At 71.7% G+C, this 21791-nt stretch carries 21 protein-coding genes; 12 read left to right on the top strand and 9 right to left on the bottom strand.

The annotated features are described in order from the left end of the window. Complete coding sequence (gene pqqB, locus OHT77_RS39645; RefSeq protein ID WP_328833182.1) at positions 1 to 888, bottom strand: pyrroloquinoline quinone biosynthesis protein PqqB; 888 nt, start codon at positions 886 to 888, stop codon at positions 1 to 3. A 119-nt stretch (positions 889 to 1007) separates the two neighbouring features. Continuing rightward, positions 1008 to 1856 (bottom strand): LysR family transcriptional regulator, encoded by an 849-nt coding sequence (locus OHT77_RS39640; protein ID WP_328833181.1) that lies wholly within the window; start codon positions 1854 to 1856, stop codon positions 1008 to 1010. Positions 1857 to 2199: 343 nt separating this feature from the next. Here OHT77_RS39640 and OHT77_RS39635 point away from each other — a divergent pair, with 343 nt between their 5' ends. The 10 genes from OHT77_RS39635 to OHT77_RS39590 all read left to right on the top strand — a co-directional run bounded on the left by OHT77_RS39635 (position 2200) and on the right by OHT77_RS39590 (position 12693). Then, a complete protein-coding gene (locus OHT77_RS39635) occupies positions 2200 to 2964 on the top strand; it encodes an alpha/beta hydrolase (protein ID WP_328833180.1) in 765 nt (254 codons plus the stop codon). Further along, complete coding sequence (locus tag OHT77_RS39630) at positions 2961 to 3806, top strand: sulfurtransferase (protein WP_328833179.1); 846 nt, start codon at positions 2961 to 2963, stop codon at positions 3804 to 3806. Before OHT77_RS39635 ends, OHT77_RS39630 begins: the two co-directional genes overlap by 4 nt. After that, the gene (locus OHT77_RS39625) at positions 3803 to 4678 is read left to right on the top strand and encodes an ABC transporter permease (RefSeq protein WP_328833178.1); all 876 of its coding nucleotides are present in this window, start codon (positions 3803 to 3805) and stop codon (positions 4676 to 4678) included. The genes OHT77_RS39630 and OHT77_RS39625 overlap by 4 nt, the downstream gene beginning before the upstream one ends. A gap of 2 nt (positions 4679 to 4680) precedes the next feature. Further along, positions 4681 to 5397, top strand: a complete 717-nt coding sequence (locus tag OHT77_RS39620) for an ABC transporter ATP-binding protein (RefSeq protein WP_328833177.1) — start codon at positions 4681 to 4683, stop codon at positions 5395 to 5397. Next, complete coding sequence (locus OHT77_RS39615; protein ID WP_328833176.1) at positions 5394 to 6362, top strand: ABC transporter substrate-binding protein; 969 nt, start codon at positions 5394 to 5396, stop codon at positions 6360 to 6362. The genes OHT77_RS39620 and OHT77_RS39615 overlap by 4 nt, the downstream gene beginning before the upstream one ends. Before the next feature lie 24 nt (positions 6363 to 6386). After that, positions 6387 to 7487, top strand: coding sequence for an LLM class flavin-dependent oxidoreductase (locus tag OHT77_RS39610; protein ID WP_328833175.1), 1101 nt, complete (start codon positions 6387 to 6389; stop codon positions 7485 to 7487). Between the two features lie 44 nt (positions 7488 to 7531). Further along, the gene (locus tag OHT77_RS39605; protein WP_328833174.1) at positions 7532 to 8539 is read left to right on the top strand and encodes an ABC transporter substrate-binding protein; all 1008 of its coding nucleotides are present in this window, start codon (positions 7532 to 7534) and stop codon (positions 8537 to 8539) included. Then, positions 8536 to 9642, top strand: a complete 1107-nt coding sequence (locus OHT77_RS39600; RefSeq protein ID WP_328833173.1) for an acyl-CoA dehydrogenase family protein — start codon at positions 8536 to 8538, stop codon at positions 9640 to 9642. Before OHT77_RS39605 ends, OHT77_RS39600 begins: the two co-directional genes overlap by 4 nt. A 52-nt stretch (positions 9643 to 9694) precedes the next feature. After that, entirely contained in the window at positions 9695 to 11077 is a 1383-nt protein-coding gene (locus OHT77_RS39595) for an FAD-binding oxidoreductase (protein WP_328833172.1), read from the top strand. 194 nt (positions 11078 to 11271) lie between these two features. Next, positions 11272 to 12693, top strand: a complete 1422-nt coding sequence (locus tag OHT77_RS39590; protein WP_328833171.1) for a family 2B encapsulin nanocompartment shell protein — start codon at positions 11272 to 11274, stop codon at positions 12691 to 12693. A gap of 13 nt (positions 12694 to 12706) precedes the next feature. Here OHT77_RS39590 and OHT77_RS39585 read toward each other — a convergent pair whose 3' ends face one another. From OHT77_RS39585 to OHT77_RS39555, 7 genes are all read right to left on the bottom strand, one after another. Beyond that, the gene (locus OHT77_RS39585) at positions 12707 to 13621 is read right to left on the bottom strand and encodes a PfkB family carbohydrate kinase (RefSeq protein WP_328833170.1); all 915 of its coding nucleotides are present in this window, start codon (positions 13619 to 13621) and stop codon (positions 12707 to 12709) included. Further along, on the bottom strand, positions 13618 to 14622 hold the full coding sequence (locus OHT77_RS39580; RefSeq protein ID WP_328833169.1) for an ADP-ribosylglycohydrolase family protein: 1005 nt from the start codon (positions 14620 to 14622) through the stop codon (positions 13618 to 13620). Before OHT77_RS39580 ends, OHT77_RS39585 begins: the two co-directional genes overlap by 4 nt. 26 nt (positions 14623 to 14648) lie before the next feature. Further along, positions 14649 to 15356 carry a GntR family transcriptional regulator gene (locus OHT77_RS39575; protein ID WP_328833168.1) on the bottom strand — a complete coding sequence of 236 codons (708 nt, stop codon included), beginning with the start codon at positions 15354 to 15356 and terminating at the stop codon, positions 14649 to 14651. Next, positions 15353 to 15907, bottom strand: a complete 555-nt coding sequence (locus tag OHT77_RS39570; RefSeq protein WP_328833167.1) for a cysteine hydrolase family protein — start codon at positions 15905 to 15907, stop codon at positions 15353 to 15355. The genes OHT77_RS39575 and OHT77_RS39570 overlap by 4 nt, the downstream gene beginning before the upstream one ends. Beyond that, complete coding sequence (locus tag OHT77_RS39565; protein ID WP_328833166.1) at positions 15904 to 17388, bottom strand: purine-cytosine permease family protein; 1485 nt, start codon at positions 17386 to 17388, stop codon at positions 15904 to 15906. The genes OHT77_RS39570 and OHT77_RS39565 overlap by 4 nt, the downstream gene beginning before the upstream one ends. 101 nt (positions 17389 to 17489) lie before the next feature. After that, the gene (locus OHT77_RS39560) at positions 17490 to 18275 is read right to left on the bottom strand and encodes a DUF899 family protein (protein ID WP_328833165.1); all 786 of its coding nucleotides are present in this window, start codon (positions 18273 to 18275) and stop codon (positions 17490 to 17492) included. Positions 18276 to 18827: 552 nt separating this feature from the next. Then, positions 18828 to 19811 carry an AraC family transcriptional regulator gene (locus tag OHT77_RS39555; protein WP_328833164.1) on the bottom strand — a complete coding sequence of 328 codons (984 nt, stop codon included), beginning with the start codon at positions 19809 to 19811 and terminating at the stop codon, positions 18828 to 18830. 279 nt (positions 19812 to 20090) lie between these two features. Here OHT77_RS39555 and OHT77_RS39550 point away from each other — a divergent pair, with 279 nt between their 5' ends. Together OHT77_RS39550 and OHT77_RS39545 are read left to right on the top strand one after the other, a co-directional pair. After that, a complete protein-coding gene (locus OHT77_RS39550) occupies positions 20091 to 20870 on the top strand; it encodes a polysaccharide deacetylase family protein (protein WP_328833163.1) in 780 nt (259 codons plus the stop codon). Positions 20871 to 21109: 239 nt separating this feature from the next. After that, positions 21110 to 21769: a YceI family protein gene (locus OHT77_RS39545; RefSeq protein WP_328833162.1), complete on the top strand. Its 660-nt coding sequence runs from the start codon at positions 21110 to 21112 to the stop codon at positions 21767 to 21769. The last annotated feature ends 22 nt before the right edge of the window (positions 21770 to 21791 follow it).

Below are 21791 nucleotides of genomic sequence, written 5' to 3'. Positions count from 1 at the left end.
TCACACCACGAACTCGGCCCCGTCCATGAGCACTTCGACCCCGGCCCCGTTCACCTGGGCCCGCGCCGCCGAGCCCGCGTCGAGCAGTGGGTTCGTGTTGTCGAGGTGGGTGTAGATCCGGCGGACCCCGGGGTGGCGGGCCAGCTCGGCGAGGCTCCCGCGGGGGCCGGCGACGGGCAGGTGTCCCCTGGTCGGCGGACCGGCGGGGGCGCCCCTGGGCGTCGTAACCGACGCGTCCGCGGTGAAGCAAGTGCCGTCCAGCACCGCGCAGTCGGCGGTCGTCAGCAGGTCGTCGAGAGTGTCCGTCCAGGCCGGGACGCAGGGTGCGTAGACAAGTGCTCCGCCGGTGGCCAGGTCCTCGATGCGGTACGCCGTCACCCAGCGGGCGTCCGGTGGGCGCGGCCGTACGTGCCTGGGGGTCTCGGTGGTCATCGGGTGCGCGGTGACGACCAGGCCGCCGGCCAGGACGAAGCCGTCCTCGCCGAGGCTGTCGGACCACTCCCAGGGGGCGTAGCGGTCGAGGACCGCGCGGGCCGGGGTGAGCGCGGCGAGGACGGGCGAGGGGGCGTACACCTTGAGGCCCGCCGCCCCGCGCAAGACGGTCAGGCCCGCGACATGGTCGGCCTCGGCGTCGGTGAGGAGGACGCCGCGCACCGGGGTGTCGCGTGGGCCGGGGCCCGGCCAGAGTGCGGGGGTGGCGGTGAGCTGGGTGCGGAGGTCGGGCGAGGCGTTGAGCAGCCACCAGTCGCGCGCGTTGCCGGTGACGGCCACGCACTCCTGGGTGCGCGAGGGGAGTTTCCCGTCGCGGGCTTCGGCGCACAGCGCGCAGGCGCAGTTCCACTGCGGAAAACCGCCACCGGCGGCGGTACCGAGCAGGACGACCCTCACGACGATCGCGCCCCCTTGTCGACTCGCCGAATCCCCCCGAGGGATCTTTCCTCCATATCGGGCCGGACTACCGCACCGCAGGGGGCAGTTCAGGCCGATCTCCCGCCGGCACACCCTCGTCAGCGCAGCAGATCCCGTACGGCCGCGAAGGCCGCGTCGACCGTCGCCGGATCGGCGCCCGGCCGGGCCAGCGCGCTCATCGGGATCGGAGTGACGGACGGCAGCCCGTCGTACGGAGTCAGTCCGTCCGGAGCCGAACCGACGGCCGCGAGGAGCGCGACGCCCTGCCCGGTGCGCGCGATGTCGAGGACCCCGGCGAGATAGCCCGCGTCGCCGACGACCGCGGCGGGCACGCCGTGCGCGGCGAGGGTGGAGATGGCGCGGCGGCGGATCGCGCACGGGTCCTCGATGGCGACCAGCGGGACGGGCGCGGGCGCGGCCGGTGGCTGCCAGCCGGGGGTCGCGTGCCAGGTGAGCGGGAGGCCGCCGACCGGTGTGCCCTCGGTGGCGGCGGCCTCGGTGACGTACACCGCGACGTCGACGCTGCCGCGTTCCACGGCCTCGACGAGCCGGGCCGAGCGGTCGATGCGGAACCGGACCCGACAGCCGGGCCGCACCTCCTGGACCGCGGCGGTCAGCCGTGGCAGGAACTGGTCGGCCGCGTGTTCGGTGGAGCCGATCGTGACGGTGTCGCCGTCCACATCGAGCAGCGTGCGTACGGCTTCGTCGTGCACGGCGAGGATGCGGCGGGCCTGTTCGAGGAGGAGCCGTCCCTCGGGTGTGAACCGGGTGCCGCGTCCCTCCCGCTCGACGATCGGGCGGCCCAGTGTCTTCTCCAGCCTGCGCACATGCTGGCTGACCGCGGACTGGCTCAGGGCGAGGGCCTGTGCCGCGCGGTGGAAACCGCCTCGGTCCGCGATCGCGGTCAGGCTGCGCAGGGCCACGATGTCGAGGACAGGTGGGGACATGCCGGTGACGGTAGCCTGTCGCGGGCAACGATCGCGACAGCTGATCGGTTTCGATGCGGAATCATCGTTGGACGCGATCGCTCGCGGCCGGTCATGATGGGCGCATGCTGCACACGCCCGCTTCCGCTGCCCTTCTGACGCAGCGCCGAGTCATCGACTTCGGCGTGGCGTGCAGCGCGCGCTGTCGTTGACCCACCGCCTCTCCGCGGCACCCCCTTCCCGAGTTCCCGCTGATCACGTCCGCCCTGCGCACTGACACGTGACGGCGGCTCCGGCCTGCCCACTTCCTCCCCCCCCACCCTCAATTCCCCTCCCCTTTCCCCTCGTTGGGAGTTGCCACCCCATGCCCTCCTCCTCCGTCTCGTCCTGGGACGAACCCGAAGGCCTCACCGCGCGCGGCACGTTGATCGTGCTGGCCGGGCGGGGCGAACACGGCGGCATCTACGAGCGGTTCGGCCGCCGCCTCGGCTTCGACGCCTACCGTGTCCGTGCCCTCGGCGACCCGACCGCCGACCCCGCCGTCCTGGAGCAGGCCGCCAAGCTGCTCGCCGACGAATCGCTGCCCGGCCCGAAGGTCCTCGTCGGTTCCGACACGGGCGCGCTCTACGCCCTTCAACTCGCCGCCGAGCGGACCGCGGGCGTCGACGCCCTGATCCTGGCCGGGCTGCCCACCGGCGCCTGGACGGCGGGCAGTTGGGAGCAGGAGGCCGCGGCCCGCACCGCCTGCCCGACCCATCAGGGCCGCCTCACCGGCGACCCCGGCTTCCGGCGCGGAGCCATCGACGGCACCCCCGACCTGCCCGCACCGCGCCTCGACCTGGTGCACGTCCCGGTCCTGGCCCTGCACGGCAAGGACGACACGATCAGCCCGCTCGACCGGGCGCTGAGCGTCTACGACGGTCACGCGGGCGTGCACACCGTCGTCTTCCACGGCGGCCGGCACGATGTCCTCAACGACGCCCTGCACCGCACTGCCGCCGCCACGGTCGTCCTGTTCCTCGAACGGCTCCGGCTGACCTCCGAAGTCCGTGAGGCGCCCGAGATCCACGACGCCGGTCAGACCCCCGGCATCCGCGAACTGCCCCTGATCGCGGAGAAGTTGACATGACCGGCCGCGTGACGACCACCGTCGCCGAACTGTCCGAGCTCCTCGGCTCCGAGCAGCCTCCCGTCCTGCTCGACGTCCGCTGGGCCCTCGGTGACCCCCACGGCCGCGACCACTACGCCGACGGCCACATCCCCGGCGCGGTCTACGTCGACCTGGACGCCGAACTGGCCGCACCGCCGAGCCCCGAGGGCGGCCGGCACCCCCTCCCCGACTTCACCGCACTCCAGGAATCCGCCCGCCGTTGGGGCATCGGCGCCGGTCAGCGTGTCGTGGTCCACGACGACCTGGGCAACACCGCCGCCGCCCGCTCCTGGTGGCTGCTGCGCTACGCGGGCGTCACCGAAGTGACCCTGCTGGACGGGGCGTTGGGCGCCTGGCGGAGGGCGGGACTGCCGCTGGAGTCCGGGGTCCCCGCCGATCCGGCACCCGGTGACCTCGCGCTCCGCCCGGGTGCGCTGCCGGTCACCGATGCCGACGGTGCCGCTGAACTCGCCGTATCGGGACTGCTGTTGGACGCCCGTGCCGGTGAGCGCTACCGGGGTGAGGCCGAACCGGTGGACCCGCGCGCCGGGCACATCCCGGGGGCCGTGTCCGCGCCGACCGGGGAGAACCTGGCGGCGGACGGGACGTTCCTGGCACCGGAGTTGCTGCGCAAGCGGTTCGAGGAGCGCGGGGCCGACCCAGCGACGCGCGTCGGCGTGTACTGCGGGTCCGGTGTCACCGCCGCCCATCAGATCGCGGCACTGGCGATCGCCGGGTTCGAGGCGACGCTCTTCCCGGGTTCCTGGTCCGCCTGGTCCGCCGACCCCGCGCGCCCGGCGGCGACGGGACACCGGCCATGACGACGGAGCCGCTGGACGCGGCCGTGCTGCCGCAGCAGAAGGACGTCGCCGCCGCGCCGTCCACCCGGGTCACCATCCGAGGGACCGCGAAGGTCGACCGCCGTTTCACCGTGCCCCGTTCGGTGCGGCGCGCCGCCGGACCCGTAGGACTCGTCCTGCTCTGGTTCCTGACCTCCGCCACCGGAGTGCTCCCCGAATCGGTGCTGGCCTCCCCCGTCGACGTCATCCAGCAGGCGGTGGACCTGACGAAGAACGGCGAACTCCCGCACGCCATCGCCGCGTCCGGCCGCCGCGCCGCCATCGGGTTCCTGATCGGGGCGACCGTCGCGCTGGTCCTGTCGCTGCTCGCCGGGCTGTTCCGGCTCGGCGAGGACGTCATCGACTCCTCGATGGGCATGTTCCGGGCGATCCCCTGGGTGGGGCTGATCCCGCTGTTCATCGTCTGGTTCGGCATCGAGGAGACCCCGAAGATCGCGCTCGTGGCGCTCGGGGTGACGTATCCGCTGTACTTCAACATCTACGGCGGCATCCGCTCCACCGACGCCCAACTCGTGGAGGCCGCACGGATGATGGGGCTCGGGCGGCTCGGTCTGATCACGTACGTCATCCTGCCGAGCGCGCTGCCCGGGGCACTCGTGGGCCTGCGGTACGCGCTGTCGACCGCGTGGCTGGCGCTGGTGTTCGCCGAGCAGATCAACGCGGACGCGGGGCTCGGCTATCTGATGAGCAACGCCCAGCAGTACTTCCGTACGGACGTCATCGTGCTGTGCCTCGTCGTGTACGCGCTGCTCGGGCTGGCCTGCGACTTCGCCGTACGGATCCTGTCGCGCCGGCTGCTGACCTGGCGGGCCAACTTCGAGGGTGAGGCGTAGCCATGGCCAACTCCGTGGAGATACGGGGGCTTTCGCGGGCCTTCGACGGCAACACCGTGCTGCACGATCTCGATCTCGACATCCGGGAGGGCGAGTTCGTGGCCCTGCTCGGGCACAGCGGCTGCGGCAAGTCGACGCTGCTGCGGATCCTCGCCGGGCTCGACGACGAGATCGGCGGCGAGGTGACGGTGCCCGCGCGGCGCAGCGCGGCCTTCCAATCACCGAGGCTGCTGCCCTGGTTGAAGGTGTGGCGCAATGTCGTGCTCGGGCTGCCCGGGCGGCCGGACCGGGCGCTCGCGGTGAAGGCGCTGGACGAGGTCGGCATCGCGGAGCGGGCGACCGTCTGGCCGAAGACGCTGTCCGGCGGGCAGGCGCAGCGGGTCTCCCTTGCTCGTGCGCTGGTGCGGGAGCCCGAACTCCTTTTGCTGGACGAGCCGTTCGGCGCGCTGGACGCGCTGACCCGGGGCAGGGTGCAGGCGCTCGTCGCCGAGCTGTGGCGGCTGCACGGGTGCGCGATCCTCCTGGTCACCCATGACGTGGAGGAGGCGCTGCTGCTCGCCGACCGGGTCCTGGTGATGGACGAGGGCCGTATCGCCCACGAGGTGACCGTCGATCTGCCCCGCCCCCGTGACCTGACCGCCCCCGAGTTCGTGACCCTGCGCGCCCGCCTCCTCAACTGGCTCGGCGTGACCCGTACATTGGAAGGAACCCCCTCGTGATCCGCAGCATCGCCGCCGCCTCCCTGAGCCTGACCGCCCTGCTGGCGTTGAGCGCCTGCGGTGCCGACTCCTCGGCGGACACCTCCGCCGGCGGGCAGGTCACCCTCACCATCGGCGACCAGGCCAAGACGCTCCAGACGATCGTCGCCGCGTCGAACGCGCTCAAGGGCGCCCAGTACAAGGTGAAATGGGCCGAGTTCGAGGGCGCGGCCCCGCTCTACCAGGCCGTGCAGGCGAACGCCGCAGACACCGGGTACTCCGCCGACCTGCCCGCGCTCCAGGCGCTCAGTGGTGGCGTCAAGGTCAAGAACGTGGCCGCCCTGAAGAACGACGGCACGCATGTCGGGATCGTCGTCCGCAAGGACTCCGGCATCGACAGCGTGCAGGACCTCAAGGGGCAGAAGGTCGTGGTGTCCTCGGCGAAGGGCAGCATCTCGGAGTACCTGCTGGCCAATGTGCTGAAGCAGAACGGGCTGAGCTACAAGGACGTCAAGGTGCAGTACCTGCTGCCGACCGACGCGCAGGCCGCCTTCGCCTCGGGGAAGATCAAGATCTGGGCGACGTTCGGCGTCTACCAGGCCGTCGGTCTGGAGCAGGGCGGCAAGCTCCTCGTCGACGGCGCGGACGGCCGGGTCAGCGGCTACGGCTTCATCAACGCCTCCGAGAAGGCCCTCGCCAACTCGGCGAAAAAGACGGCTCTTTCGGACTTCCTCCAGCGACTGAGCACGGCGCTGAAGTGGACCAGCACCCACCAGGACGCGTACGCGAAGGCCATCGAGCAGCGCAACGGCGCCGACGCCACGGTCGCCAAGACCCTCGCCTCGGCCGCCTACAGCCAGGTGCTGCCGGTCACTTCGGACGTCAACACGACCGTCCAGCAGGTCGCCGACCTCATGAACAGCATCGGGGTCCTCGACCCGAACGTCGACGTGGCCGAGTCCACCGACACCTCTCTGCTCAAGTGACCTTCCCTTCCTAGGAGTTCGCTCATGCCTGTCGAGTTCATCAGCGCCGTCCATACCGACGCCGGGGCCTCGGGCCCCGCCGCCGCGAGCCGTACCGGGTTCGATGTCGACCATCTCCGCAAGTACGCCCGCGCGTTGGACGACGGCGGTTTCGACCACACCCTGGTCGCCTACCACTCGGCCTCGCCCGACGCCTTCCAGGTCGCCCAGTTCGTGGCCACCCACACCGAGCGGGTCCGCCCGATCCTCGCGCACCGGCCCGGCGTCATCTTCCCCACGCATGCCGCTCGCGCTCTGGCCACGCTGGATCAGATCAGCAACGGCCGGCTGACGCTGCACATCATCTCCGGGGGCAGCGACGAGGAGCAGCGCCGGGAGGGCGACTACCTCAACAAGGCCGAGCGGTACGAGCGTTCGGACGAGTACATCCAGATCCTCCGGAAGGTGTGGCGGGCCGAGGGGCCGGTCTCGCACGAGGGCAGGCACTTCCGGTTCGAGGGCTACTACTCCGACGTGAAGCCGGTGAACGGACTCGTCCCGATCTCGGTCGGCGGCTCCTCGCAGGACGCCTACCGGGTCGGCGGGCAGCAGGGCGACATCTTCGGGCTGTGGGGCGAGCCGCTGAAGGAGACGGCCGAGCAGATCGCCGCCGTCAACGCGGTCGCGGACGCCGCCGGTCGCCCGCACCCCCGGATCTGGGTGTCGTTCCGGCCGATCATCGCGCCCACCGAGGAACTCGCCTGGGAGAAGGCGCACCGCACCCTCGGCGTCCTCAAGGACCAGGCGAGGAACACCGAGTCGCTCCGCCACTACCGCACCACCGGCCGCCCGGCGAACGTCGGCTCGCAGCGCCTCCTCGACATCGCCGAGCGCGGCGAGGTCCAGGACCGCTGCCTGTGGACCGCGCCCGCCGTCGCCACCAACGCGGCGGGAGCGTCAACTGCCTTGGTGGGTACGCCCGAGACGGTGGCGCAGGCGCTGCTCGACTACGTCGACATCGGCTGCGATCTCCTGTCGATCCGCGGCTACGACCCGCTCAACGACGCGATCGACTACGCCCGGCACGTCCTGCCGCTGGTCCGCCAGCAGCTCGCCCACCGCGCCACCGCCTCGCACGCCGCCTGACCCGTCCGTCACCTTCTGATTGCGAACCCCCTTATGGAGACCCCGTGTTGTTGCGCCACACCCTGCGCGCGTCCGCCGCCGCCCTCGTCCTGCTCCTGCCGTTCGCCGCGGCCTGCTCGGGCAGCGCGTCGGCCGAGTCCTCGTCCGACGTCTCCTCCGTCACCCTGCGCGTCGGCGACACCGGCTGGAAGGTCAGCTCGGCCGTCCTCAAGTACGCCCACCTCGACGACACCCCGTACAAACTGAAGTGGAGCCTCTTCCAGGGCGGCGACCAGCAGCTCCAGGCGATCCGCGCCGGAGCCCTCGACGTGGCCTACTCCAGCGAGATCCCGCCCCTCTTCTCGGCCGCCGACGGCAAACCGAACTTCAAGGTCGTCGCCGTACAACGCGGTTCGACCCTCAACCAGGAAGTCATCGTGCCCAAGGGCTCGAAGGTGACCGACATCGCCGGCCTCAAGGGCAAGAAGGTCGGCTACGTCCAGAACACCACCGCCCACTACTTCCTCTACGAGCTGCTGAAGCAGGCCGGGTTGAAGTGGTCGGACATCGACGCCAAGCCGCTGCTCCCGAACGACGGCCTCGCGGCCCTGAACGGCGGCTCCATCGACGCCTTCGCCTCCTACGGCACATCGATCACCACCGCCCACCAGCAAGGCGCGACGACGGTCGGCTCCGGCGCGGACATCCTGTCCGGCAACTTCCTCTGGTCCGCCCGCGACAGCGTCCTCAAGAGCCCCGCGCAACGGGCCGCCGTGGCGGACCTGATCGCCCGGATCTCCAAGGCGTACGCCTACGTCCGCGCCGGTCACGAGGCGGGCTTCGCGAAAGTCACCGCCGAGGCGACCCACCAGCCGTTCGCGCAGGCCGAGTCGGACCTGGTCGCCGGGCAGAAGCAACGTCCCTCGCAGGCACGGACGGTGGGCGCCGACGCGATCGCCTCGCAGCAGAAGGTGGCCGACGCCTTCACCGAACTCGGCGCGCTGAAGGAGCACTTGGACGTGACGTCGTTCTGGACCACCGAACTCACCGCCGACCTGAAGAAGGCCCTGTGACCGCCCGCATCGCCGAACTGGCCCCCGGCTACGACCAGTCGGGCGCCTTCCCCGCCGACTCCCTCCGCATCGCCCACGAGGAGGGCCTGCTCACCGCGACCATCGGCGCGTCCTACGGCGGCCGGGGCGCCCGGGTCGAGGAGAGCGCGCGCATCCTCCACCGCATCGGGCAGGGCGACCCGTCCGTCGCCCTGATCGCGGCGATGACCCTCAACACCCACGCCCGGCAGGCCGCGCAGCCGCACTGGCCCGAGGAGCTGTACGCGCGGGTGGTCAAGGAGTCCTTCGAGCGGCCGGTGCTCGTCAACCACGCCCGCGTGGAACCCGAGTTGGGCTCCCCCGCACGCGGCGGACTCCCCTCCACCCTCGCCCGGCGCACCCCGGACGGCTGGTCACTGAGCGGCACCAAACGCTTCGTGACCGGCGCCGAGGGTCTGGACTGGTTCCTGGTGTGGGCCACGACGGACGAGCCCGAGCCGCGCGTCGGCACCTTCCTGGTGCCCGGCGGCTCCCCCGGCATCGACATCACCGGCCGCTGGGACCAGTTGGGGCTGCGGGCCAGCGGCAGTCACGACGTGATGTTCCGGGACGTGGAGATCCCGTACGAGCACGTCATCGGGATCGGCCCGTACGGCGCGCAGGCCGAGCAGGACAACCGGGCGGGCGCCTCGCTCCATCTCCCCCTCGCCGCGCTCTACTTGGGGGTGGCTCGGGCGGCGCAGTCCTTCTTCCACACGTTCGCCCACGCACGCGTGCCCGTCAACCTCGGTCATCCGGTGGCCCGTACGGAACGCTTCCGCAGGACCGCCGGGGAGATCGAGGTGCTGCTCTCCGCCGCCGAGCAGCTGGTGTTCGGCGGGGCCGCCCGGGTGGACGCGGGCGACTCCGCGTACACGCCTGAACAGGCCCTCGGGGCACGGGTGTTGGCCGACCGGCACGGCGTCCGGGCCGTGGAGCTCGCCGTGCGGCTGCTCGGCAACCCCGGGCTCGCGCGCGGCAATCCGCTGGAGCGGCACTTCCGGGACATCCAGTGCGCGCCCGTGCACGCGCCCCAGGAGGACATCTCGCTGCTCGCGATCGGAACGAAGGCCTTGAACCCCTGACGGACACCCTCACGAACCCCATGTCGGCACGCACAGTGAAGGTACGGAACCGGTGACCACAGCTCCCCCCACCGCCCCCACCGCCGCCGCACGGCTCCTCGGTCTGCTCGCCCGGGATCTGCCGCCGGACCAACTGGCCACCGATCCGCGGACGTTGGCCGCACACACCACGGACCGTTCGGGCACCCGCCCGGAAGGTGTGCCGCTCGCCGTGGTGCACGCGCGGCGCACCGAGGACGTGACCGTCACGCTCCGGCACGCGAACGCGCTCGGGGTGCCGGTGGTGCCGCGCGGTGCGGGCACCGGTCTGTCGGGCGGGGCGTCGGCCGGCGAGGGCGTCCTCGTGCTGGACCTGTCGGGGATGAACCGCATCCTCGAACTGTCGGCAGACGACCAGCTCGCCGTGGTCGAACCGGGCGTGATCACCGCCGAGTTGGACCGGGCGGCGGCCGGGCACGGCCTGCGGTACGCGCCCGATCCGGCGAGTGCGGCGATCTCGACGATCGGCGGGAACATCGCGACCAACGCGGGCGGGCTGCGGTGCGCGAAGTACGGGGTGACGCGGGACAGCGTGCTCGGCCTCGAGGCCGTGCTCGCCGACGGGACGGTGGTCACGACCGGCCGCCGTACCGTCAAGGGGGTCACCGGGTACGACCTCACCGCGCTGCTGACCGGCTCCGAGGGCACCCTCGCCGTCATCACGTCGGCGACCTTGCGGCTGCGGCCTGTACCGGTGGCGACGGCGACGCTGGCCGCGTACTTCGACTCGTTCGAGGCGGCGGCCGAGGCGTCGTACGCAATCGGGCGGGCCGGGATCGTCCCCGCGCTCGCGGAGCTGCTCGACGGGCCGGTGCTGCGGGCCGTCGATCCGGCGCTCGGTGAGCGCGGGGCGGCGCTGCTGCTGGTGCAGTGCGACGGGGCGGGCGCAGCGGCCGAGGCGGAACAGGTCGCGCGGGTGCTCGCGCCGCTCGCCACGTCGGTGGAGACCACGGCGGACCCGGTCGAGGCGGAGGCCCTGCTCGCGGCCCGGCGGCTCGCCCTGCCCGCGCTGGAGCGGCTGGGCCGGCCGCTGATCGAGGACATCGCCGTGCCGCGCTCCCGGCTCGCGGAGGCGGTCCGCGAGATCCGTGCCATCTCGGCCCGCCACGACGTACCGGTCCACACGCTCGCGCACGCCGCGGACGGCAACCTCCATCCGATCATCGTGGTCGATCCGACCCTGGACCGGCTGCCGGACGCGGCCTGGGAGGCGGCCGGCGAGATCTTCGCGCTGGCGCTGCGCCTCGGCGGGACGCTGACCGGCGAGCACGGCGTGGGGGTCCTGAAGCGGCAGTGGGTGGCGGACGAACTCGGGCCCACCGCCCACGCGTTGCAGCGCCGGCTGAAGGAGGCGTTCGACCCCAGGGGCATCCTCAACCCCGGCAAGACCCTGTGAGGCGCCCCGGGTCGGATACCGCCGAACGGGTGAGGCCGAGTGATCCGGGGGTGGTGCGGGAGCACGTGCGCTTGGCATGTGCCTCGACCGCCGTCCGAAGTCATCACTCGTCGTGACCGGCGACGGGTAGCTCTACGCACGGAATGTGACGGACGGCTGCCGTCCGTCACCCGTGCGACAGGAGAGAAGGCACCATGTCGGTCGACACCGGTACCGCGCCCGAGGCGGGCGCCGAGGAGCGGGAACAACAGAGCCTCGGTACCGCCGCGGCACGCACTCTGGCGACCACGACCAAGTCCGAACCCCAGATGCAGGGCATCAGTTCACGCTGGCTGACCCGCATGCTGCCCTGGGTGAACGTGCCCGGCGGCACCTATCGCGTCAACCGCCGGCTGTCGTACACGCGCGGCGACGGACGGGTGACGTTCGTGCAGACCGGCGCACAAGTGCGGGTCGTCCCCGCCGAGTTGAGCGAGCTGCCGGCGCTGCGCGGCTTCTCGGACCCCGACGCGCTGGACGCGCTGGCCGAGCGGTTCGAGCAACGGGAGTTCGCGCCGGGCCAGTTGATCGTGGAGGCGGGCCGCCCCGCCGACCAGGTGTACCTGATCGCGCACGGCAAGGTGGAGCTGCTCGGCGAGGGTCCCTACGGCGACGAGGCGGTCACCGGGCTGCTCGCCGACGGCGACACCTTCGGCGGCGAGGTGCTCAACGACGCGGACGACAGCTGGGAGTTCACCGCCCGCGCGGCGACGGCGACCACGGTGCTGGCGCTCCCGCACTCGGCGTACCAGGCCGTCGCGGAACGGCATCCGGAGCTGAGCGCGCACGTCGAGGCGGCCGGCGCGGACGAGCACGGCCCGGTCAACCCGTTCGGCGAGGCGGCGATCGCCCTCAGCGCCGGACACGTCGGCGAGCCGGACCTGCCGGGCACGTTCGTCGACTACGACCTCGCCCCGCGCGAGTACGAACTCAGCGTCGCCCAGACCGTGTTGAAGGTGCACAGCCGGGTCACCGACCTCTACAACCAGCCGATGAACCAGACGCAGCAGCAACTCCGCCTCACCGTCGAGGCCCTGCGCGAGCGGCAGGAGAACGAGCTGGTCAACAACCGGGAATTCGGCCTGCTGCACAACGCCGACTACGACCAGCGGATCTCCACCCACTCCGGCCCGCCGACCCCCGACGACCTGGACGAACTCCTCAGCATGCGGCGCGACACCCGCTATCTGTTCGCCCACCCGAAGGCGATCGCCGCCTTCGGCCGCGAGTGCAACAAGCGGGGTGTGTACTTCAGCGGCATCGACGTCGGCGGCCACCATCTGCCCGCCTGGCGCGGGGTGCCGCTGCTGCCCTGCGGCAAGATCCCGGTCAGCGAGTCCCGTACGTCGTCGATCATCGCAATGCGCACCGGCGAGGACGACCAGGGCGTGATCGGCCTCTACCAGACGGGTATCCCGGACGAGCTCGAACCGGGCCTCAACGTACGGTTCATGGGCATCAACGAACAGGCGATCATCTCCTACCTGGTGAGCACCTACTTCTCGGCGGCCGTCCTGGTGCCGGACGCGGTCGGCATCCTGGAGAACGTCGAGGTCTCCCGCCGGGACGGCAACTGACCGACAGAACAAGCTAGTTCAGGAACGCGTCCAGCCGTGCCGCGTCCGGTGCCGTCGCCGGTCCCGACGCGGTGACGGCCAGGGCGGCGCCCGCGTTGGCCCGGTGAGCGGCGGCCACCGGGTCCACACCCCGAGCCAGGGCGGCCATGAACACCCCGGTGTGCGCGTCGCCGGCGCCGTTGAGGTCGACGGCGTCGACGACGAACCCGGGCACGGCGACCAGCCGCCCGCCATGGTGCAGGAGACACCCCTCGGGGCCGATACGGACGAGCACCGAGCCGCGCCCCAGCCGGGATTGGAGCGCGCGGGCGGCCTCCGCCGGATCGTCGAGGCCGGTGAGCAGCGCGGCCTCGCGGGCGTTGCAGCTCCACCAGTCGGAGCGGGCGAGCAGCAACTCCAAGGCCCCCGTGGGGATTTCGCGGACCAGCGGCCCCGGGTCGGTGACCAGCGTGACGGCCGGGTCCAGTCGGGGCAGGAGGTCGAGCAGGGCGGTGCGATTGCTGTCGTGGAGCAGGCTGTACCCGGTGACGTACACCAAGTCGCCCGCCCGGGGCCGGAGTTCGGCCAGGTCGGCGCTGCTCAGAGTCGTCTCCGCACCCGGGCTGGTGACGAAGGTGCGCTCGCCGTCCGCGTCCACCAGGCAGACCACGAACCCGGTGTCCTCCGCAGTGCGCGGTGCGAGCAGGACGTCGATGCCCTCGGTGTGCAGCGCGGCGCGCGCCCGGTCACCCAAGGGGCCGGTGCCGTGGGCTCCGGCGTAGGTGACCGCGAGTCCCTGGCGGGCGGCGGCGGCCATGACGTTGAAGCCGCCGCCCGGGGTGTGCTCGGTGCGGGTGGCGAGGACGTCGCCGCCGCGCTCGGGGAGGGCGGGGACATCGAGGACCAGGTCGACGACGACGTTGCCGAGGTGCCACAGTCTCGCGCTCACGACCGGGCCCTGAGTTCGAGCAACGCGGCTGCGGTGGCGCCCAGTTGGAGTGTCGGGTTGACGCGTGCGAGGGTCTCCCGCGCGTCGGCCGGGAAGGCGTCCACGCCGTGGCAGGCGCCGCCGACGGCTCCTGCGATCGCGGCGATGGTGTCGCAGTCGCCGCCGACGGACGCGGCGAGCAGGGCGGCCCGCCAGGGGTCGTCCGGGCAGGCGGCGAGGACGGCGAAGGCGGCGGGCACGGACTCCTGCGTGGCGAGGCTCGTCCCGACCAACGCGTAGACCCGCTCGCAGACTTGGGCCTCGGTCAGGCCTCGCACCAGTCCGGTCGCCCAGACGATCCGCTCGGCGACGTCGGCGGCGGCCACCCAGTGCCCGCGCCCCGCCGCCAACCGCGCCGCCGACACGGCCACTTCGACCGCTTCCGGAACCGACGCCCCGTCAACTCCCGCACTCACGGCGGCGGCCACGGCGGCGGCGCCGGCGAGGGCGACTCCACTGTTGTGGGTGAGGCTGCTGGCCTCCACCACCCGGTCCACCAGCACGGCGGGTTCCGCGACCGGCACCGCGATGCCCACGGGGGCGATCCGCATCGCCGCGCCGTTGGTGGTGCCGTAGCGCCCCACCTCGTCGACCGGGGTGCCCGCGAGGACGAGTTCCACCGCGCGCTTCGTGGACGGTCCGAGGAGGTCGAGCGAGCCGCGGGCGCGCATGTCGTCCTCCCAGGCGACCAGGCGCCGGGCGAGTTCCGCCGGGTCGACGCGGCCCTTGCCGTCGAGGAGCAACCCGGCCAGCAGCAGGGCCTGTTCGGTGTCGTCGGTGACGGCTCCGGCCGGCATCCCGGCGGCGAGGGGATGATCGGGGGCGGCCGGGTGGAAGCCGGTCAGGAACGGGCCGTAGCGAGCGGTGATGTCCGGGCGGGACAGCATCTGGGTGGGCATGCCGAGGGCGTCTCCGAGGGCGAGTCCGTGGAGGGCTCCGGTGGCGCGGCTCTGGAGGGTCATGGGCGCTTTCCGGTGCGGGGTGCGGGTCAGCCGAATTCGAGGGTGAGTTGGAAGTGGTCGGGGTCGAGGAGGCTCACGACATGTTCGACGAAGGAGCCGTCGGCCGCCCGGCTGGTGCGCCGCGTGTCGAGGAACCAGTCACCCGGTTCGCGGCGCAGCAGCTCCGCCTCCCGCCCGTCGATCCGCCGCCCGCTCACCCGCTGCTCCCCGTGGTCGGGCCGCAGCCCGGCCCGCAGCATCACCTCGGTCAGCGACTGCCCGGCGAGGCCCCGGGCGGGCAGCTCGCGCACCCCGGGGACGGGCGGCAGAAAGCTGCGTTCGTACGACACGACGACCGCGTCGGCGGCGAGTTCGCGTATCCGTTCCACGCATACGAACTCGGCGTTTTTCAGAGTGAGTTGGCGCGCGAGTCGCTCGTCCTGCCGGGCGTCCACCGCGAGGGTCCGCACCCGGGTGTCGATGCCCTGGGTGGCCAGTGCGTGGGCCCAGCCGAGGCGGTCGTCGAGGGGGCGGCCGTCGAAGAGGACGTAGGAACCCTTGCCGGTGCGGGTGGCGATCAGGCCCGCCTCGGCGAGTTCGGCGAGGGCCGCGCGGACGGTCGTACGGCTGACGCCGAAGCGTTGCGCCAGGGCGTGTTCGCCGGGGAGTTGTTCACCGGCGGGGCGGTGGCCGCTGCGGATCTCCTTGGCGAGCACCTCGGTGATGCGCTGGTGTTTGAGGCGGACGGCGGTCATGACGACTCCCCGACCGCCTCGGCGACGGTGACCACCCGGATCAGCGGACGGTAGAGGTCCATGACGTGCAGGGCCTTGGCGTGGGAGTCGTCGTCCACGCCCGCGCAGGCGTCGGCGACGACCAGCACCTCGGCGCCCGCGTCGGCGGCGGCGAGGGCCGTGGACAGGACACAGCAGTCGGTGCTGACACCCGCGAGGACGAGTCGGCCTGAGGGGGCGACGCGTTCGGCGAGTTCCGGGGTCCACTTGCCGAAGGTGGGCGCGTCCACGAACTGCCGTGCCTGGGCGGCGAATTCGTCGGTCAGCCGCCAGAGCGGGGCGTCCGGTGGCTGGAGGGCGAAGGGCCATTCGTCGTAGTAGGCGCGCCAGGCGCCCTCGGGTTTCTCGGGGGCCAGGAAGCGGGTGAAGGTGACGCGGTCGTCGAAGGCCGACAGCAGTCGTCGTACGCCTGCCGCCGCCTCGGCGAAGCGGGGGGTGGCCCAGGGGCTGTCGGGTTCGGCGAAGACGCGCTGCATGTCGATGACGGCGAGGTGACCGGTCGCGGTGGTCATACGGCGGCCACCGCCTCCGGGCTCGCGGCCTGTTCCTCCTGGCGGCGGACGCGGTTGCGGCCGAGGGCGAGGGTGCCGAGGAATCCGAGGGCGAGAGCGATCAGGACGCCGAGGTTGGCGTAGGCCCAGGCGCCGGACTTGCCGCCGAGACCGAGCGGGTCGAGCAGATAACCCTGCCAACTCAGCCAGCTGGCCGCCGTGTTGGTGACGAGGCCCCAGCCGATCGCGGTGGCGGCGAGGGTGAGCAGGAGGGGCGTGGGCTGGACGTCGCCGTAGCGGCCGTGCGGGCGGAAGAGGTCGCCCTCGTCGTAGTCGCGGCGGCGCAGGGCGAGGTCGGCGAGCATGATGCCGGACCAGGCGGCGATGGGGACGCCGAGCGTGGTGAGGAAGCCCATGAACTGGCCGAGGAAGTCGTCGGCGAAGAACACGATGTAGACGGAGCCCGCGATCATCAGGACGCCGTCGACGAGGGCGGCGAGATAGCGCGGCACCCGCAGGCCCGCCGAGAGCAGGGCCAGGCCGGAGGAGTAGATGTCGAGGACCGCGCCGCCGACCAGGCCGAGGACGGCGACCACGGCGAACGGGACCAGGAACCAGGTCGGCAGGATCGTCGTCAGCGCGCCGATCGGGTCGGCGGCGACCGCCTTGTTCAGCGTGCTGGAGGAACCGGCGAGCAGCAGACCGAAGACCAGCAGGAACAGCGGGGCCACGGAGGCGCCGAACGTCGTCCAGCCGATCACGCCTCTGCCGGACGAACTCCTGGGCAGATAACGGGAGTAGTCGGCCGCCGCGTTGACCCAGCCGAGGCCGAAGCCGGTCATCATGAACACCAGCGCGCCGATGAACTCCTGGGCGGAGCCCGCCGGTACGGCGCTCACCGTGCTCCAGTGGATGTGGTCGGCGACGAGCGCGATGTAGACGATCGTGAGCACGCCGGTGACCACGGTGATGACCGTCTGCAGCCGCATGATCAGGTCGAAGCCCATGACCCCGCCGACGACGGTCAGCGCGCCGACCAGGATCAGCGCGACCACCTTGGTCTCGGTGCCGCCGCCCCAGCCGAGCCTGCTGAAGACGGTCGCGGTGGCCATCGTCGCGAGGGAGGTGAGGACGGTCTCCCAGCCGACGGTGAGGACCCAGGAGATCACCGAAGGCAGCCGGTTGCCGCGCACGCCGTAGGCGGCGCGGCTGAGGACCATCGTCGGCGCGGAGCCGCGCTTGCCCGCGACCGCGATGAAGCCGCAGAGCAGGAAGGAGAAGACGATCCCGATGACCCCGGCGACGAGCGCCTGCCAGAAGGAGATCCCGAAGCCGAGCGCGAAGGCACCGTAGCTCAGGCCGAGAATGGAGACATTTGCTCCAAACCAGGGCCATAACAGGGTACTTGGGGTGCCTTTGCGCTCGGCGTCGGCGATCACGTCGAGGCCATGCGTCTCGACCTGGAGCTGCCGGGACTGGGAAGTCTGGGAGGAGTCCGCCATCGTCGACCTACCTGTCTAGACGTGTTCAGTCGAGGCTAGGTCGGGTGGTGAGGAGCGTCAAGAGCAGGCGTCGGGGTGGAAACGGGGCGGACCGCTCCCCGTCAGTGGCAGTCGCCCTGGCGGCCCAGGGTCTCCACGGGGGTCGCGCCCGGACGGGTCCACTGCGGTACCGGGCGGCTGGTCTCGCCCCAGGTGGCGTTCCCGTCGGCGTCCGAGCGCCAGTACCAGCAGGCGTCGCGGCCGGGCGGGTAGCCCTCGGGGGTGTCCTGCCAGGCCTCACCGCGGCCGTACGGCGTCATGTCGAGCAGGGCGAGGGAGCCGTTGACCGGTTCGTTGCCGCGGCCCGTCGTGGAGTAGGTGAGGAACACCCGGTCGCCGTCGCGCAGGAAGGCGAGGAGGTGACCCATCGCGCCGCCGATCGGCGCCTCCAGGCCGCGCACCGAGTACCAGGGCTCGGTGTAGCCCATGAACTCGACGTAGGGAGCGACCTCGTCCCACACGCCCGTGGTCAGGACGGCGTACGAGACGCCCCGGGCGTTGAGGTAGACCGCGTCCTTCATGTGCCAGGCCGTGGTGGTGCAGCCCTCGCACTGGCCCTGGTGGGGGGCGTGGTCGTGCCACATGTGCTGGTACACCACGAGTTCGTCGCGCCCCTGGAACAGGTCGAGGAACGGCACCGGCCCGTCCGCGCCGACGACCTCGACCTTCCCGTCGAGCTCGACCATCGGCAGCCGGCGCCGGGCGGCGGCGATCGCGTCCCCCTCGCGGGTGTGCGCCTTCTCCCGGAGCAGCAGCTCGCCGCGTGCCGCGTTCCAGGTGGCGATGTCTACGACGGGCGGCCTGCCGGGGAGGTCGCTGCTGTTCCCGGTGCCGGGTGTGGTCGTCATGGGTCCTCCGTGGTGAGTCGTGTCGGGCCGCGTCGTAGGGCGTGGTTCGTAGGCCGTACGACGGCGCTCACCGGATCAGACTCCGTGCGGGGCCGAAACTCATCGCGGCGGGCAGCGGGTCCGTCGCGGGTTCCCACATGTGGCGGCACCACACGGTGTCCGGCGTGGGTTTCCACACGTGGCCGCACCACATGTGCCCGCGCTACACATGGCGGCGCCACACGTGCCCGCGCCCCGCATGGAGGCACCCCGCTCTTGGCGGTCAAGGTCCGGGCCGGCGCCGACCCCGGCCCGGACCTTCTCCCGCGTCAGGCGGCGCAGCGTGGCGGGGTACAGGCCACCTGCGCACCACCTGGCCGCCCGTAGCTGTCGGGGGGCGCCGACGGGCGGTGACCGGCCCGGACTGCTGCGGATGGGCCGGTCGTCGTCCGCGCGGCGGACCGAAGGAGCGGACGCGCGGACACCAGGAATGCTAGGCCGCGGTGGCCGCCGCGCACGATCCACTGAGCGCGGCCGTTGTCCGCACAGCGCGTTCGATGGTGTGGGCCGCGGTCACCCGGAGCGCAGGGTCTGCGAGGGCAACTCGCCGAAGCGGGCGCGGTAACGGGACGCGAAGCGGCCCAGGTGGCCGAAGCTCCAGCGGTGGGCGACCTCGCTCACGTGCACCTCGCCCGGTGTGCCGCGGCGCAGCTCGTCGTGGGCGCGGGCGAGACGGACGTCGGTGAGGTAGGCCAGCGGGGTCATGCCGACGTACTGCTGGAAGGATTCCTGGAGTCGCCGCACGCTCACCCCGGCGAGTACGGCCAACTCACTTACCGTGAAGGGGTGTTGCGGCATGCCGTGCATGGCATCGACAGCACGCTTGACGGGGGCCGGGCGCAGGGCGTGGTGCGGTCGGTCGAGTTCGTCGCGGTAGCGGTGGCCGGTGGCGAGGAGGAACCCGGTCAGCAGGGCCTCCTGGAGCGGGCGGGCGACCATCGGCCGGGTGAGCAGCCCGCCGGCCCGCATCTCGTCGAACGCCGCGCGGACCATCCGGACCCAGCTCAGGCCCGCGCCGTGGGCGACGTCGAGTTCGGGCGCGAGGGCTACGGGGGTGCGCAGCGGTCGGCCGAGGAGGTGCTCAAGTTGGTCGTTGAGGGCCTTGGGATCGATCTTCACGGCCAGCATGGAGCAGTCGGTGCTCACGCGGTCCAGGGCCGTGTCTCCGTGCGGCTGGAAGACGGCGGCGTTCGCGGTGGTCGCCACCGCCTTGGTGCGCGTTCCCTGGCGCCAGGCCAGGTGGCCGCCCAGAGGGATGTCCACATGGTAGAAGCCGAGTTCGCCGAACCGGATGCGCACCTCCGCGCCGAACGCGAGCCGTCCGATGGTGAGCGGACCGAGTGTGGTGATGTCGTACTGGGCCATGAACTCGGCGCTGCCGTCGCGTAGGTCGATGAAGTTGGCGTAGAAGCGGTCCTGGATGACCTGCCGGGCCTCGTCCACATCCGTCGTCCGGAACTTCAGCACATCCTGCCCCTGGTTGGGCGAGCGGTGCATACCGCGACCTCCTGCGCCTGTGGATCTACAAGGGATGGTGCACGTTAGCGTCACCCCCTGCCCGGAGCGAGGCGCCCTCGGCAAGTCCCGCCCGGAGCACGGGGATCGGTGGCCGCCGAACCTGCCCGCGGTGGCGAAACCTCCTGAGCGCCCGCTCGTTGATCGTCCCGGAACTCCGGCGAAATTGTCCGTGCTCGGTAACAGGCGGATCCTCCCCCGCTTTTACCCCGTCCTGACGAGTGCACGGAGTCGTTCAAACAGGACAAGGGCAGGGCTGAGATGGCGCGGCACGGTGGGCGGGGTTGGTACGGGCGGGTACTCACGGCGGCGGTCGGGGTGACCGCGGTGGCGGCGGCGACCTCTGTGTGGACCGCGCAGGCCGGTGTCGTCGACGGGCAGGGCGCCAAGGGCTCCGGGCGTCCCTCCTCCGCGAGTTCGGCCCCCGCCCGGGCCACCGTGTCCGAGGAGATCGTGCACGCCTCCGACCAGGGTGCCCACGGCGTCAACATCACCATCGACGACGGCCCGGACCCGACCTGGACCCCGCAGGTGCTCCAAGTCCTCAAGGAGTACGGGGTGAAGGCCACCTTCTGCATGATCGGCCCCGATGCCGAGGCCCACCCCGACCTGGTCAAGGCGGTCGTGGCGGCCGGGCACCGGCTGTGCGACCACACGGTGTCGCACGACACCACGATGGACAAAAAGTCCGAGGCGTATCAGTCGCAGGAGATCCTGGACGCCGCGCGCATGATCACCAAGGCGTCGGGAGGCGTCCGGCCGCAGTACTACCGTGCGCCGGGCGGCGCGTTCACCCCGTACAGCCGCCACCTCGCCGCCTCGCAGGGGATGCGGCCGCTGGGCTGGAACGTCGACTCCAAGGACTTCGAACTCCCGGGTACGGACGCCATCATCGCCACCGTCAAGAGCGAACTCCCCAACGGGCCGACCGTCCTGTTCCACGACGCCGGCGGCGACCGTTCGCAGACCGTGGCCGCGCTGCGCGAGATCCTGCCGTGGCTGAAGCAGCAGGGCTATTCGTTCGGGTTCCCGGTGCGCTGAACCGTACGCCGAATTGCTGTCCGGCGTAATTCCCCACGGACATGTCCGACATGAAATACGCGGGAATTCCCGCCTCGCGGCCCGCTCGCCTCCCGACCAGCACGTGACGAATATGTGTGGGAAATGTGGTAACGGCCCGCGAGGTGGCGGTATTTAACCGTGTCAGTGCCGATTCGCGCTGTCGGCGGCACCCGGCGAAGGCTTGCGGCGATATCAGACGTGCAGTAACTACGTGACACATGAACCTGTTCAACCGTGCTGCGCCCCTCCGCCGCTCGGCATCCCCCGCCGTCCCGCAACGCCCCGCCGCCCCACCGGCGTTCAGCGCCTCCGGCCTGCCCGATCCCGGTCTCGCGGAACTGACCGGGGAGTGGATGATCGATCCCGCGCACAGCAGGATCGGTTTCTCCGTCCGGCACGCGATGGTGACGACCGTGCGCGGATCTTTCGCCGAATACAAAAGCCGGCTCTACTTCGACGGCCGTAACCCCGCCCGTTCGCAGGCCGAGATCGTGGTGTCCACCGGCAGTGTCGACACCGGTGTGGAACAGCGCGACGCCCACCTGGTCGGCCGCGACTTCCTGGACACCGCGACCTTCCCCCGGATGCGGTTCGCCAGTACCGCGGTGCAAATGGCGGGCAACGATGTCTACCGCATGCTCGGCGATCTCACCATCAAGGACGTCACCCGTCCCGTCGTCCTGGAACTCACCTATATCGGCCATGTCACCGACCCGTTCTCCGTCGAGCGTGTCGGCTTCGACGGCACCACCACCATCGACCGCTCCGACTGGGGGCTGACCTACAACTCCCGGCTGGCTGAGGGCGGTGCGATGGTGAGCGAGAAGGTGCGGCTCCAGTTCGACATCGCGGCGATCCGCACGATGCCGGCCGTCTGACGGAACGTTCACTCGCCCGGGC

This window comes from Streptomyces sp. NBC_00252 (assembly GCF_036187565.1).
GTDB lineage: Bacteria > Actinomycetota > Actinomycetes > Streptomycetales > Streptomycetaceae > Streptomyces.
The sequence above is the reverse complement of the archived record's forward strand: the minus strand, read 5'-3'. Positions and strand labels throughout refer to the sequence as shown.

Bases quoted from the DNA above. Each gene is read 5' to 3' on its own strand.
- OHT77_RS39640 (WP_328833181.1), bottom strand. From the start codon at position 1,856: ATGTCCCCACCTGTCCTCGACATCGTGGCCCTGCGCAGCCTGACCGCG.
- OHT77_RS39635 (WP_328833180.1), top strand. From the start codon at position 2,200: ATGCCCTCCTCCTCCGTCTCGTCCTGGGACGAACCCGAAGGCCTCACC.
- OHT77_RS39630 (WP_328833179.1), top strand. From the start codon at position 2,961: ATGACCGGCCGCGTGACGACCACCGTCGCCGAACTGTCCGAGCTCCTC.
- OHT77_RS39625 (WP_328833178.1), top strand. From the start codon at position 3,803: ATGACGACGGAGCCGCTGGACGCGGCCGTGCTGCCGCAGCAGAAGGAC.
- OHT77_RS39620 (WP_328833177.1), top strand. From the start codon at position 4,681: ATGGCCAACTCCGTGGAGATACGGGGGCTTTCGCGGGCCTTCGACGGC.
- OHT77_RS39610 (WP_328833175.1), top strand. From the start codon at position 6,387: ATGCCTGTCGAGTTCATCAGCGCCGTCCATACCGACGCCGGGGCCTCG.
- OHT77_RS39590 (WP_328833171.1), top strand. From the start codon at position 11,272: ATGTCGGTCGACACCGGTACCGCGCCCGAGGCGGGCGCCGAGGAGCGG.
- OHT77_RS39580 (WP_328833169.1), bottom strand. From the start codon at position 14,622: ATGACCCTCCAGAGCCGCGCCACCGGAGCCCTCCACGGACTCGCCCTC.
- OHT77_RS39575 (WP_328833168.1), bottom strand. From the start codon at position 15,356: ATGACCGCCGTCCGCCTCAAACACCAGCGCATCACCGAGGTGCTCGCC.
- OHT77_RS39570 (WP_328833167.1), bottom strand. From the start codon at position 15,907: ATGACCACCGCGACCGGTCACCTCGCCGTCATCGACATGCAGCGCGTC.
- OHT77_RS39565 (WP_328833166.1), bottom strand. From the start codon at position 17,388: ATGGCGGACTCCTCCCAGACTTCCCAGTCCCGGCAGCTCCAGGTCGAG.
- OHT77_RS39560 (WP_328833165.1), bottom strand. From the start codon at position 18,275: ATGACGACCACACCCGGCACCGGGAACAGCAGCGACCTCCCCGGCAGG.
- OHT77_RS39555 (WP_328833164.1), bottom strand. From the start codon at position 19,811: ATGCACCGCTCGCCCAACCAGGGGCAGGATGTGCTGAAGTTCCGGACG.
- OHT77_RS39550 (WP_328833163.1), top strand. From the start codon at position 20,091: ATGGCGCGGCACGGTGGGCGGGGTTGGTACGGGCGGGTACTCACGGCG.
- OHT77_RS39545 (WP_328833162.1), top strand. From the start codon at position 21,110: ATGAACCTGTTCAACCGTGCTGCGCCCCTCCGCCGCTCGGCATCCCCC.